This is a genomic window from Serratia sp. Z4, assembly GCF_009900725.1.
In the GTDB taxonomy this organism is placed as follows: Bacteria; Pseudomonadota; Gammaproteobacteria; order Enterobacterales; family Enterobacteriaceae; genus Serratia; species Serratia nematodiphila.
The window spans coordinates 478913-491329 of record NZ_JAAABD010000002.1 but is presented as its reverse complement, the minus strand read 5'-3'; the positions used below and the strand labels follow the sequence as shown (position 1 = coordinate 491329).

Here is a 12417-nt window from a genome sequence, read left to right as displayed (position 1 = left end):
GGGGCAGTGGGTGAGTAGAATAAAAAACAAGCTAAACAAACTGTTGCGTTATCGGTTGACGCCGCTGGCGTTGATCTGCGCGCTGGGATTGAGCGCCGGCGCGCAGGCGGAAACGCTGGCCGAAGGCATCACGCCGGCCAGCGACGTCAGCCGGGTGCCGGCCGCCGCCAAGCTGCGCAAAGACACCGTGGTGGCGGGCATCTCGGAACCGCAGGGGATTTTCAACCCGTATCTGTTCACCAACGGCTGGGACGAGAACGTCACCGACGTGATCTTCAGCCGCCTGATCGGCCTGGACAGCCAGGGCAAGCCGGAAGGGCGTCTGGCGGAGTCCTGGCAGGTCAGTCCCGATAATCTGACCTACACCATCAAGCTGCGGCCGAATCTGGTCTACAGCGACGGCTCGCCGCTGAAGGCCGACGATATCGCCTTTACCCTGACGCTGTTGCACGATCCGGCCTATGACGGCGACACTGACATCACGCCGGCGCACATTCAGGGCGGCGCCGAGTATAAAAACGGCACCGCCGCCGGCATCAGCGGCCTGAAGGTGATCGACGATCGCACCATTCAGATCGTCACCACGCAACCGGGCGCCACCACGCTGCAACTGATCGGCGGCCCGGTGCTGTCGCGGGCTTACTACGGCAAAGACTATCAGCGGGGCAAGCTCGACGGCGTGCGCGCCTTGAACGGCAAACCGCTCGGCAACGGCCCCTATATTTACGACAAGTACGTGCCGGGGCAGGAGATCCGCTTCCACGCCAACCCGAACTTCTACCTCGGTACGCCGCCGATGGCGCGCTTTATCTATCGCGTCACCAACCCGGCCACCAACTTCCAGCTGTTCCAGACCGGTGAGACCGACTACGACGCCTTTACCGCCAAGCCGGACGATATCGAACAGCTCAAGCTGCTCGGCTTCGCCAATATCAACCTTTACAGCTCGAGCGATTACAGCCGGGTTGATTTCAACCTCAGACGCCCGGCGCTGCAGGACAAGCGGGTGCGCCAGGCGTTGATTTACGGCCTGGATCGGCAAAAGCTGATCGCCGTGGTGTATCAGGGGTACGGCAAGGTCGCCAACCAGCCGATTTCGCCGATCTCCTGGGCCTATGACGCGAATGGCATCAATCCTTACGCTTACGATCTCGATAAGGCCAAAAAGCTGTTGGACGAGGCGGGCTGGCAGGTGGGCGCTGACGGCATCCGGCAGAAAGACGGTAAAAAGCTGGAGCTGACGCTGCTGGTGACCAAAAAGCTGATCAACGACGCGCTGGTGCCGATCGCCAAGGATAACTACCGCCGGCTCGGCGTGGTGCTGAAACCGCAGGTATTGGATTTCAACGCGCTGCTGGCGCAGCGCAAGGCGGGCAATTACGACCTGGCGTCCCTCAGCACCAGCACGCTGAACGATCCGCACGACGGCGTACGCGACTTCATCAGCCGCGAGAGCGAGACCGGCTATCACAACCCGCAGGTGGACGCGCTGATCGCCAAAGCCAATGCCACGCTGGATATCGCGCAGCGCAAGCCGCTGTACCACCAGCTGTACCAGGCGCTGTCCGACGATCCGCCGGTGATCCTGCTCGGCAACCGCGAGATTTTGAGCGCCAGCAGCGCGCGCGTCACCGGCTTTAAACCGGATATCTACAACGGATTGGTCGGCAGCCTGCCGAACGTCAAACCGGCGCCGTAACGCCCTGACGCCGCCGCGCCATTCCGGGCGGCGGCGATGGAACCCGCGATGAGAAATTTTATCCTGCGCCGTCTGCTGCAGACGATCCCGATGCTGCTGTTGGCTTCCTTGCTGATTTTTTGCATTTTCGCCCTGGCGCCCGGCGATTTTATCGACGGCAACATCAATCTGACCGCGCAACGCGCCGCCGAGCTGCGGGCGCTGTACGGGCTGGATCAGCCGTTGTTCAGCCGCTATCTGCACTGGCTTGGCCGGCTGCTGCAGGGCGACCTCGGCTTTTCACTGCAGTACCAGATCCCGGTCAGCACGCTGCTGAACCAATACATCTGGAATTCGTTCCTGCTGGCGGCGGTGGCGATGGTGTTGTATTGGGGCATCGCGCTGGCGGTGGGAGTGATCTCGGCGATGAAACCCTATTCGCTGTTCGATCATCTGATCACCGTGGCGGTGTTCGCCGCCATGTCGTTTCCGACGTTCTTCCTGTGCCTGTTGCTGATCAAATGGTTCGCCGTCGATCTGCACTGGCTGCCGGCGGGCGGCATGCTGCGCACCGGCAGCGAGGCGAGCGGGCTGGCCTGGGCGCTGGAGGTGGCGGCGCACCTGCTGTTGCCGGTGCTGGCGCTGGTGATGCTGCAGGCCGGCAGCCTGACGCGCTATTTCCGCGCCAGCATGCTGGAGGTGATCCGCATGGACTATATTCGCACCGCGCGCGCCAAAGGGCTCAGGGAGAAAACGGTGATCCTCAAACACGCGCTGCGCAATGCGCTATTGCCGATCATCACCCTGCTGGGGTTCGAGCTGCCGGGATTGTTCTCCGGCGCGCTGATCACCGAAAAAATCTTCAACTGGCCGGGCGCCGGACACATCCATATCGATTCGCTGGCGGCGCGTGATTACCCGGTATTGATGGGGTTCACGCTGTTTCTGGCCGCCTTGACCATTCTCGGCAATCTGCTGGCGGACATTCTGTACGCCTACGCCGATCCACGCATTCGCTTGAGGTAACACGATGTTGGCTACGTTGTTTTTCGGCCGCCGTCGCCGCTGGCGCCAGGCGCAACTGCCGGCGCTGGCGCAACTGTCGCCACCGCCCGCGGCGCAGGCCTGGCGGCGGCTGCGTCGCCACCGGCCGGCGATGATTTCGCTGGCGTTGCTGGTGCTGTTGGCGTTGCTGTGCCTGATTGGGCCGTCGTTGTCGCCGTGGCGCGACGATGCCGGCGATGTGCTGAATATCAATCAGGCGCCGAGCGGCGCGCACTGGTTGGGCACCGACTTTCTCGGCCGCGATATCTGCACCCGGCTGCTGCTGGCGGGGCGGATATCGCTGACCATCGGCCTGGTGTCGATGTTGCTGTCGGTGACGCTGGGCTACGTGCTGGGGGCGCTTTCCGGTTATCTGGGCGGCGTGGCGGACCGGCTGATCATGCGCTTCGCCGATCTGCTGATGACCATTCCCGGCCTGCCGCTGTTGATCATCATGGGCGCGATGCTGACCGAACTCGACGTGTCGCCGGACTACCGCATCTACATGGTGATGATCATGCTGAGCCTGCTGGGCTGGCCGTCATTGGCGCGGCTGGTGCGCGGCCAGATCCTGTCGCTGCGCGAGCGGGATTTCATGCTGGCCACCGAGGTGCTGGGTCTCTCCACCCGGCGACGCCTCTTCGGCCATCTGCTGCCCAACACCGTACCGATTCTGGTGGTGGTGGCCACCATGGCGGTGGCCAACGCCATTCTCAGCGAATCGGCGCTGAGTTACCTCGGGCTGGGCGTGGTGCCGCCGACGCCGTCGTGGGGCAACATGATGGACGCCGCCAACAGCCTGATCGACTTTCAGCGCCGGCCCTGGCTGTGGATGCCGCCCGGGCTGGCGATCTTCGTCACCGTGGTGGCGATCAATATCCTGGGCGACGGCCTGCGGGACGCGCTCGATCCGAAAATGAATGGAGTAACACGATGAGTCAACCGCTGGTGGCGTTCGACCGACTGTCGGTGTCGTTTCAGGGCGAGCAGGGGCCGGTGCGGGCGGTGCAGCAGGTCAGCTTGGAACTGCAGGCCGGGCAAACGCTGGGGATCGTCGGCGAATCGGGCTGCGGCAAAAGCGTGACCGCCATGGCGCTGATGGGGCTGTTGCCGCAGCCGCTGGCGCAGGTAGACGGCGGCGAGATTCGTTTTGAAGGACAAAACCTGCTGTCGCTGCGGGCGGCGCAGATGGCCGATTTGCGCGGCAACCGGCTGGCGATGATCTTTCAGGAGCCGATGAGCGCGCTCAATCCGGTGCTGACGCTCGGCGAACAGCTGCTGGAGCCGCTGATTCGTCATCTGGCCCTGTCGCCGAAAGCGGCCTGGCGTCAGGCGGTGCAACTGCTGGAGGAAGTGGGGTTGGCGCGCGCGGAGGCGCTGATGCGCTGCTACCCGCACCAGCTTTCCGGCGGCATGCTGCAGCGCGTGATGATCGCCATGGCGATAGGGTGCCGGCCGGCGCTGCTGATCGCCGATGAACCGACCACGGCGCTCGACGTCACGGTACAGGCGCAAATCCTGGCGTTGCTGCGCGAGCAGAGCCGGCGACACAATATGGCGATGATCTTAATCACCCACGATCTTGGGGTGATCGCACAAATGGCGGATCGGCTGGCGGTGATGTACGCCGGGCGTGTCGTCGAGCAGGGAACGACGCGGGAAGTGCTGGCCGAACCGCGGCACCCTTATACTCAGGGGCTGATCGCCTCGCGGCCGGTGCCGGGGCAGCGGCGTCGCCGTTTGTACTCCATTCCCGGCCAGGTGCCGGATCTGGCGCGGCTGCCTGAACACTGTGCGTTTGCCGAGCGCTGCGCGCAGGCCACCGCGCGCTGCCGCGACGGCATCCCGCCGTTGTACGGGACTCAGCAGCGCCAATCCGCCTGCTTCCTCAACGCCGGAGGGCGCCTGCATGTCGACTGAACCCTTGGTGGAAGTGAAAGGATTAAAGAAATATTTCCCGCTGCGCGACGGGCTGTTCGGGCGAACCACCGGCCAACTGAAGGCGGTGGACGACGTCAGCTTCAGCATTCGCAAGGGCCGCGTTTTCGGGCTGGTGGGCGAGTCCGGCAGTGGCAAAACCACCGTCGGCCGCACGCTGCTCGGCCTGCACGATAAAACCGCCGGTGAGGTGATGTTCAAAGGGCAGGCGCTGGATAGCCTCAGCAAAGACGCGCTGCGCGCCCTGCGGCCGAAAATGCAGCTGGTGTTTCAGGATCCGTACAGCTCGCTGAATCCGCGTCTGCGCGTGGGCGACGCCATCGGCGAAGCGCTGTTGCAGCATGGCCTGGCAAGCAAGGCGGAACTGCGCGAACGGGTGCTCGATACCCTGGCGATCTGCGGGCTGTCGCCGCAGCATTACGGGCGGTTTCCCCATGAGTTTTCTGGCGGCCAGCGGCAGCGCGTCGGCATCGCGCGCGCGCTGATCCTGCAACCGGAATTTATCGTCGCCGATGAACCGATATCGGCGCTCGACGTGTCGATTCAGGCGCAGATCATCAATCTGTTTTCCGATTTGCAGGAAAGGCAGGGGGTGACGCTGCTGTTTATTTCGCACGATCTCGGCGTGGTGGAGCATCTGTGCCAGGACGTGGCGGTGATGTATCTGGGGCAGATCGTCGAGAGCGCCGACCGCGATTCGCTGTTTCGCCAACCGCTGCATCCCTACACGCAGGCCTTGTTGGCGGCGGTGCCGACGCTGGATGCGCACCGTTCGCCGGCGTGGGTGGCCGGGGGCGAAGCGCCCAATCCCGCCAACCCGCCGCGCGGCTGCCGTTTCCATCCCCGCTGTCCGCTGGCCACGGCGCAATGCCGTGAACAGGCGCCGCATCTGCGCAGCGTGGCGCCCGGCCATCAGGTGGCTTGCCACGTGGTTGGCTAGCGTCAGGACAGGTAGTGCTTCAACGCGCGCCCGGCCTGGTGGATCGCCGAATGCACCGCCGGGACGTGGGCGAGCGGATTCAACAGGCCGTAATCGTGGATCAGGCCGTTGTAGCGGGTGGCGGTGACCTCGACGCCGGCGGCGTCAAGCAGACGCGCGTAAGCTTCCCCCTCATCGCGCAACACGTCCAGCTCGGCGGTCTGCACCAGCGCCGGCGGCAAGCCCCGCAGCTGTTCCGGCGTGGCGTTGAGCGGCGAGGCGTAGATCTCTTTGCGCTGCGCCTTATCGGGCGCATAGCTGTCCCAAAACCACTTCATCATGTTGCGGGTCAGGAAATGGCCTTCGGCGAACTGATGATAGGAATCGGTATCAAAGTGGGCGTGCGTGACGGGCCACAGCAGGATCTGGCAACGCAGCGCCGGTATGCCTTTCTCTTTGGCCATCAGGCTGACCACCGCCGCCATATTGCCGCCGACGCTGTTGCCGACCACCGCCAGCCGTGACCCATCGACATTGATTTTTTCGCCGTACTCGGCCACCCATTCCGTGGCGGCGTAGGCCAGATTGATCGCCTGAGGATAATGCGCTTCCGGGGAGCGTGGGTAGTTGACGAATACCGCCGCCGCGCCGGAGCTGTAAACCAGATCGCGCACCAGCCGCTCATGAGTGGGAAAATCGCCCAGCACCCAGCCGCCGCCGTGAAAGAACATGAATACCGGCAACGCCTCCTTGACCCTGGCCGGCCGCACCAACTGCAGCAGAATATCCTGGCCCTCAACGTGGATGGTTTTCTCGCTGATCTCCACCTCGCGCAGCGGCACGTCTACGCTGCGCTGCGCCGCTTCCAAAACTCTGCGCGCCTCTTTGGGCTTCATCTGCTCCATGGGTTTACCGCCACCGGCATTCAGCGCGTCGAGAAACGCGCGGATGTCGTGTTGGGCGTGCGGCTGGCTGAGATCGACGGTTTTCTTGGGCATGGTGGCTCCTTGTGCGCAGAAGAGAAGGGGCGGTCAGGATCACAGTGTAGTCGCTGGCGTACAAAGCAGGAACCGCGGTCAGCGCGGCTCCTTTTTCGCGAGTATGGCGGGTGGCGCCTCTGCGTCGCTGCCGCGTTGCACCATGCTGGCGCGCCGCTGCACCCGATGGGGGCAAAAAGTGTGATAGCGAGCAAATTGGGGGAAATTATTTTTGCGAGCCCGATCAGAAATCCTGAAGTTTTTCGTAATTGAATAGGATTTCGCACGCAATGATGATTTTAGGCCTTATTTTTTAATTTATGCATTACCAATGCATAGAAAATGAATAAATATTCATTATAAGCCGTTGTTTTAACGTAAAAAATAGCAAAATCCGGCAAAAATCCCGTTTTGGCACGATAGCTGCTCTACACTCTTTATCAAACGACATGTATTTTAACTGCTCGTTAACATTTACTCCCCGCTCAGGGACCGGATATACGCCATAAATAGTGAAAAACCGATTTTATGTAACAGATTTGTTTCTAAATCAGCGGTAAGGGACAGCATTTTCTCCGCCGAGAAAGTCGGTTTTGAACAACGGTTTTTTTGCATTGTGGCGGTCTAACCGGGCTTGAGCGGCCCTTACTGTCAAAATTCAGCCTTTGCTGAGATTATGAGGTCACTATGGAACAGCCAATCGCAGTTACCCGCCAGTCTTTCGATGACTGGATGGTCCCGGTTTATGCCCCTGCCGATTTTATTCTGGTGCGTGGCGAAGGATCGCAGGTGTGGGATCAGCAGGGTAAGTCTTACATCGATTTCGCCGGCGGCATCGCGGTTAACGCGCTGGGCCATGCGCACCCGGCGGTCAAGGCGGCGCTGGTGGAACAGGCGGGCAAACTGTGGCATCTGGGCAATGGCTATACCAACGAACCGGTACTGCGTCTGGCCAAAAAACTGATAGACGCCACGTTCGCCGACAAGGTGTTCTTCTGTAATTCGGGTGCAGAAGCTAACGAGGCGGCGCTGAAACTGGCGCGTAAACACGCGCACGACCAGCACGGCGCCGGTAAAGATCAGATTGTGGCGTTCAACAACGCGTTCCACGGCCGCACGCTGTTCACCGTCTCCGCCGGCGGCCAGCCGAAATATTCGCAGGATTTTGCGCCGCTGCCGGGCGGCATCACCCATACGCCGTATAACGATCTGGCCGCAGCGGCCGAGCTTATCAACGATCGCACCTGCGCGGTGATCGTCGAGCCTATTCAGGGCGAGGGCGGCGTGCTGCCGGCGGAGGCCAGTTTCCTGCAGGGGCTGCGTGAACTGTGCGATCGTCATAACGCGCTGCTGATCTTCGACGAAGTGCAGACCGGCGTCGGCCGCACCGGCCATCTGTATGCCTACATGCAGTACGGCGTGGTGCCGGACGTGCTGACCACCGCCAAAGCGCTGGGCGGCGGCTTCCCGATCGGCGCGATGCTGACCACCGATGCGCTGGCGAAAACGCTGGGCGTCGGCACCCACGGCACCACCTACGGCGGCAACCCGCTGGCGACGGCGGTGGCGGGGGAAGTGTTCTCCATCATCAACACGCCGGAAGTGCTGGAAGGCGTCAAACAACGTCACCAGTGGTTCATCGACGGGTTGAACGATATCAACCGTCAGTACCCGATCTTCGCCGAGATCCGCGGCGGCGGTTTGCTGATCGGCTGCCAACTGAAGAAAGACTATGCCGGCAAAGCGAAGCAGATCACCCAACTGGCCAACGAAGAAGGCGTTATCGCGCTGATCGCCGGTCCGGACGTGGTGCGTTTCACGCCGTCGCTGATCATCCCTGAGCAGGATGTGAAAGAGGGGCTGGCGCGATTCGCGCGCGCCGTGGCGCGCATTTGCAGCTAATCAGCGGGCTGCGCCTTCACCGGCGCAGCCTGATTCAGAAGAGGTTCGCATTATGATGATTATTCGCCCTATAGAGCGTCGCGATCTGGCGGATTTACTGACGCTTGCCGGTAAATCCGGCATCGGTCTCACTTCACTGCCGCAGAATGAAGATACCTTGTCGGCGCGCATTGAGCGGGCGTTAAAAACCTGGCAAGGCGAACTTCCGCAAAGTGACCAGTGTTATTTGTTCGTGTTGGAAGACAGCGAGCGCCGGCAGGCGGTGGGGGTCTGCGCAATTGAAGTGGCCGTCGGCCTGGCGGAACCCTGGTACAGCTTCCGCGTTGGCACGCAGGTGCACGCCTCCAAACAGCTGAACGTCTATAAATCGGTGCCGACGCTGTTCCTCAGCAACGACCATACCGGCCATTCGGAGCTGTGTACGTTGTTCCTCGATCCGGATTATCGCCACGGCGAGAACGGCAAGCTGCTGTCGAAGGTGCGTTTCCTGTTTATCGCCGCGTTCCGTGAACGCTTCTCCCGGCGTCTGATCGCCGAGATGCGCGGTTTCTCCGATGAAAACGGCCGTTCGCCGTTCTGGGAGAGCGTCGGTCACCGTTTCTTCTCCATCGAGTTCGCCAAGGCGGACTACCTGAGTGGCACCGGGCAAAAGGCGTTTATCGCCGAGCTGATGCCGAAACACCCGTTGTATGTCGATTTCCTGGCCGAAGATGCGCAGAAAGTGATTGGCGAAGTGCACCCGCAAACCCTGCCGGCGCGCCGCCTACTGGAGGCGGAAGGCCTGAGTTATCAGGGCTACGTCGATATCTTCGACGGCGGCCCGACGCTGGAAGCGGAGATCGACCATATCCGCGCGGTGAAGCAGAGCCGCCTGGTGAAAGTGGTGCTGGATGACACGCCGATGCGCGCCGATGCGCCGGTGCATCTGGTGGCCAACGACAACTATCAGAATTACCGCGCACTGTTGGTCAATGCCGATCTGTATGACGACCGCCTGCATATCAACGCCGCCACCGCCGCGGCGCTGGGCGTCGAACAGGGCAGCCCGGTGCGGGTGCTCCCCCTTATTGCACAGGAGAAAGCATGATGTCCCATCCTGCACTGTTGATTAACGGCGTCTGGCGGCAGGGCCGCGGCGCCGAGTTCGGCAAGGCCGATCCGGTCGGCAACCAGCCGCTGTGGGGCGCTAACGCCGCCGACGCCGATGACGTCGCCGCTGCCTGCGAAGCCGCGCGCGCCGCGTTCCCCGCCTGGGCGCGCACGCCGTTCGAGCAGCGCGAACAGCTGGTGAAACGCTTCGCCGCCTTGCTGGAGGAACACAAGCAGTCGCTGGCGGAAACCATCAGCCGCGAGACCGGCAAGCCGCGTTGGGAAACGCTGACCGAAATTCAGGCGATGATCGGCAAGGTGGGCATTTCGCTGCAGGCCTATCAGGCGCGCACCGGTTTTAGCCAGACGGCGATGGCCGACGGCGCTTCGGTGCTGCGCCATCGTCCGCACGGCGTGCTGGCGGTATTCGGGCCTTACAACTTCCCCGGCCATCTGCCGAACGGCCATATCGTGCCGGCGCTGTTGGCCGGTAACTGCGTGGTATTCAAGCCGAGCGAGCTGACGCCGTTGACCGCCGAGGAGACCCTGAAACTTTGGCTGCAGGCCGGTCTGCCGGACGGGGTGATCAATCTGGTGCAAGGCGGCCGCGAAACCGGCGAAGCCTTGGCGGCCAGTGCGGATATCGACGGTCTGCTGTTTACCGGCAGCGCCGGCACCGGCTATCACCTGCATCGCCAATTGGCGGGGCAGCCGGAGAAGATCCTGGCGCTGGAGATGGGTGGCAACAATGCGCTGATCGTCGACGGTTTCGAGGATCGCGACGCGGCGGTCAACCTGGCTATCCAGTCGGCATTTATCTCCGCCGGTCAACGTTGCACCTGTTCGCGTCGCATTCTGGTGAAGCAAGGGGCGGAAGGCGATGCCTTTATCGCGCGTTTGGTTCAGGTGGCGGGCGAACTGCGCGTCGGCCGTTGGGATGCCGAACCGCAGCCGTTCATGGGCGGGGTGGTGTCGGCTGCCGCGGCGGAAAACATGCTGAAAGCGCAGCAGCGCTTGCTGGCGTTGGGCGGCAAATCGCTGCTGGCCATGCGTCTGCTGGAGCCGGGCAGTTCGCTGCTCAGCCCGGGCATCATCGAGCTGACCGGCGTGGCCGGCGTGCCGGACGAAGAGTACTTCGGGCCGTTGACCACCATCGTGCGTTACCGCGATTTCGACGAGGCTCTGCGGCTCGCCAACCAGACGCGCTACGGCCTGTCGGTGGGATTGGTCTCGCCGCAGCGCGAGCTGTTCGAGCGGCTGTTGCTGGAAGCGCGCGCCGGCATCGTCAACTGGAACAAGCCGCTGACCGGGGCGTCCAGCGCGGCGCCGTTCGGTGGCGTGGGGGCCTCCGGCAACCATCGCCCAAGCGCCTTCTATGCGGCGGACTATTGCGCCTGGCCGATGGCTTCGCTGGAAAGCGAAAGCCTGTCGCTGCCGGCCACGCTCTCGCCGGGCTTGTCGTTCCGTTAATCGTCTGCGGCGGCGCGATGGCGCTGCCGCACGCTATCCCCAGGGGATAAACATGTCAGGATATGAAGTCAATTTCGACGGTTTGGTGGGGCCGACGCACCACTATGCCGGGCTGTCGTTCGGCAACGAGGCGTCGACGCAGCATCAAAACAGCGTATCGAACCCGAAGCTGGCGGCGAAACAAGGTTTGCTGAAAATGAAGGCGCTGGCCGATCTCGGTTTCCAGCAAGGGGTCTTGCCGCCGCAGGAGCGGCCGCATTTGCCGATGCTGCGTCGCCTGGGTTTCAGCGGCAGCGATGAGGCGGTGCTGGCGCAGGCGATGCGTCAGTCGCCGCGCTTGCTGTCGGCGCTCAGCTCGGCGTCGTGCATGTGGACCGCCAATGCGGCCACCGTCTCGCCTTCGGCGGACAGCGCCGACGGCAAGGTGCACTTCACCGCCGCCAACCTGAACAACAAATTCCACCGCGCCATCGAAGCGGAAACCACCACCGCCGTATTGCGGGCGATGTTCAGCGACGATCGGCATTTCGCCCACCACGAGGCGCTGCCGCAGGTGGCGTTGTTCGGCGACGAAGGGGCGGCCAACCATAACCGTTTGGGCGGCGACTACGCCAGGCGCAGCGTGCAGGTGTTCGTCTATGGGCGTCAGGAGTTCGGCGGCGAAACGGCGCCGGCGCGTTATCCGGCGCGCCAGACGCGCGAAGCCGGCGAGGCGATCGCTCGTCTGCACCAGTTGGATGAACAGCATACGGTCTTCGTGCAGCAAAACCCGGCGGTGATCGATCAGGGCGTGTTCCATAACGACGTGATTGCGGTCAGCAACCAGAACGTGCTGTTCCATCATCAGCAGGCGTTTTACCGCCAGCAACAGGCGCTGGATGAAGTGCGCCGCAAGATGGCGACGCTGGACAGCGAGCTGGTAGCGATCGAAGTGCCGACAGAGCGCGTCTCGGTAGCGGACGCGGTGGCGACCTATCTGTTCAACAGCCAAATTCTTACCAAACCGAACGGCCAGATGATGATCGTCGTGCCGGAGGAGTCGCGTCAGCACGCCGGCGTGTGGCGTTACCTCAACGACATGGTCGGCAGCGGCGGCCCTATCGATGAAATCCGCGTGTTCGACCTGCGTGAAAGCATGCGCAACGGCGGCGGCCCTGCCTGCCTACGGTTGCGGGTGGCGCTCAACGAACAAGAGTTGAGAGCGGTCAATCCGCGCGTGATGATGAACGATCGGCTGTTCGCAACGTTGAACGAGTGGGTCGATCGTCATTACCGCGACCGCCTGACGCAGGATGACCTGGCCGATCCGCTGCTGCTGCGCGAAGGGCGCGAGGCGCTGGATGCGCTGACGTCGATCCTCGGTCTCGGCGCCATTTATCCGTTCCAACGCTAAGGGAGGC

General features: G+C 62.6%; 10 protein-coding genes. 9 read left to right on the top strand and 1 reads right to left on the bottom strand.

Annotated features, from left to right (window positions below):
• The first annotated feature begins 43 nt into the window (after positions 1-43).
• The 5 genes from GT753_RS10220 to GT753_RS10200 are packed head-to-tail and all read left to right on the top strand — an operon-like array spanning position 44 to position 5600.
• The gene (locus tag GT753_RS10220) at positions 44-1699 is read left to right on the top strand and encodes an ABC transporter substrate-binding protein (protein WP_162895242.1); all 1656 of its coding nucleotides are present in this window, start codon (positions 44-46) and stop codon (positions 1697-1699) included.
• Between the two features lie 48 nt (positions 1700-1747).
• A complete protein-coding gene (locus GT753_RS10215) occupies positions 1748-2704 on the top strand; it encodes an ABC transporter permease (protein WP_004934604.1) in 957 nt (318 codons plus the stop codon).
• A gap of 4 nt (positions 2705-2708) precedes the next feature.
• Positions 2709-3659, top strand: coding sequence for an oligopeptide ABC transporter permease (gene opp4C, locus GT753_RS10210; protein ID WP_004934600.1), 951 nt, complete (start codon positions 2709-2711; stop codon positions 3657-3659).
• Positions 3656-4642, top strand: coding sequence for an ABC transporter ATP-binding protein (locus tag GT753_RS10205; RefSeq protein ID WP_033632808.1), 987 nt, complete (start codon positions 3656-3658; stop codon positions 4640-4642). Before opp4C ends, GT753_RS10205 begins: the two co-directional genes overlap by 4 nt.
• Complete coding sequence (locus GT753_RS10200; RefSeq protein WP_015378177.1) at positions 4632-5600, top strand: ABC transporter ATP-binding protein; 969 nt, start codon at positions 4632-4634, stop codon at positions 5598-5600. The genes GT753_RS10205 and GT753_RS10200 overlap by 11 nt, the downstream gene beginning before the upstream one ends.
• A gap of 2 nt (positions 5601-5602) precedes the next feature.
• On the opposite strand, the gene GT753_RS10195 is transcribed toward GT753_RS10200, so the two are convergent.
• Positions 5603-6577 (bottom strand): alpha/beta hydrolase, encoded by a 975-nt coding sequence (locus tag GT753_RS10195; RefSeq protein WP_021503907.1) that lies wholly within the window; start codon positions 6575-6577, stop codon positions 5603-5605.
• 666 nt (positions 6578-7243) lie between these two features.
• Here GT753_RS10195 and GT753_RS10190 point away from each other — a divergent pair.
• From GT753_RS10190 to astB, 4 genes are read left to right on the top strand one after another with little or no spacing between them, the layout of a single operon-like run.
• The gene (locus tag GT753_RS10190; protein WP_015378175.1) at positions 7244-8458 is read left to right on the top strand and encodes an aspartate aminotransferase family protein; all 1215 of its coding nucleotides are present in this window, start codon (positions 7244-7246) and stop codon (positions 8456-8458) included.
• Between the two features lie 52 nt (positions 8459-8510).
• Positions 8511-9545 (top strand): arginine N-succinyltransferase, encoded by a 1035-nt coding sequence (gene astA, locus GT753_RS10185; protein WP_004934585.1) that lies wholly within the window; start codon positions 8511-8513, stop codon positions 9543-9545.
• Entirely contained in the window at positions 9545-11017 is a 1473-nt protein-coding gene (astD, locus tag GT753_RS10180) for a succinylglutamate-semialdehyde dehydrogenase (RefSeq protein ID WP_160125687.1), read from the top strand. The genes astA and astD overlap by 1 nt, the downstream gene beginning before the upstream one ends.
• A gap of 52 nt (positions 11018-11069) precedes the next feature.
• The gene (gene astB / locus GT753_RS10175) at positions 11070-12410 is read left to right on the top strand and encodes an N-succinylarginine dihydrolase (RefSeq protein ID WP_160125568.1); all 1341 of its coding nucleotides are present in this window, start codon (positions 11070-11072) and stop codon (positions 12408-12410) included.
• Positions 12411-12417 lie beyond the last annotated feature (7 nt).

Coding starts and splice junctions, on each gene's coding strand:
- GT753_RS10215 (WP_004934604.1), top strand. CDS start 1,748: ATGAGAAATTTTATCCTGCGCCGTCTGCTGCAGACGATCCCGATGCTG.
- opp4C (WP_004934600.1), top strand. CDS start 2,709: ATGTTGGCTACGTTGTTTTTCGGCCGCCGTCGCCGCTGGCGCCAGGCG.
- GT753_RS10205 (WP_033632808.1), top strand. CDS start 3,656: ATGAGTCAACCGCTGGTGGCGTTCGACCGACTGTCGGTGTCGTTTCAG.
- GT753_RS10200 (WP_015378177.1), top strand. CDS start 4,632: ATGTCGACTGAACCCTTGGTGGAAGTGAAAGGATTAAAGAAATATTTC.
- GT753_RS10195 (WP_021503907.1), bottom strand. CDS start 6,577: ATGCCCAAGAAAACCGTCGATCTCAGCCAGCCGCACGCCCAACACGAC.
- GT753_RS10190 (WP_015378175.1), top strand. CDS start 7,244: ATGGAACAGCCAATCGCAGTTACCCGCCAGTCTTTCGATGACTGGATG.
- astA (WP_004934585.1), top strand. CDS start 8,511: ATGATGATTATTCGCCCTATAGAGCGTCGCGATCTGGCGGATTTACTG.
- astD (WP_160125687.1), top strand. CDS start 9,545: ATGTCCCATCCTGCACTGTTGATTAACGGCGTCTGGCGGCAGGGCCGC.
- astB (WP_160125568.1), top strand. CDS start 11,070: ATGTCAGGATATGAAGTCAATTTCGACGGTTTGGTGGGGCCGACGCAC.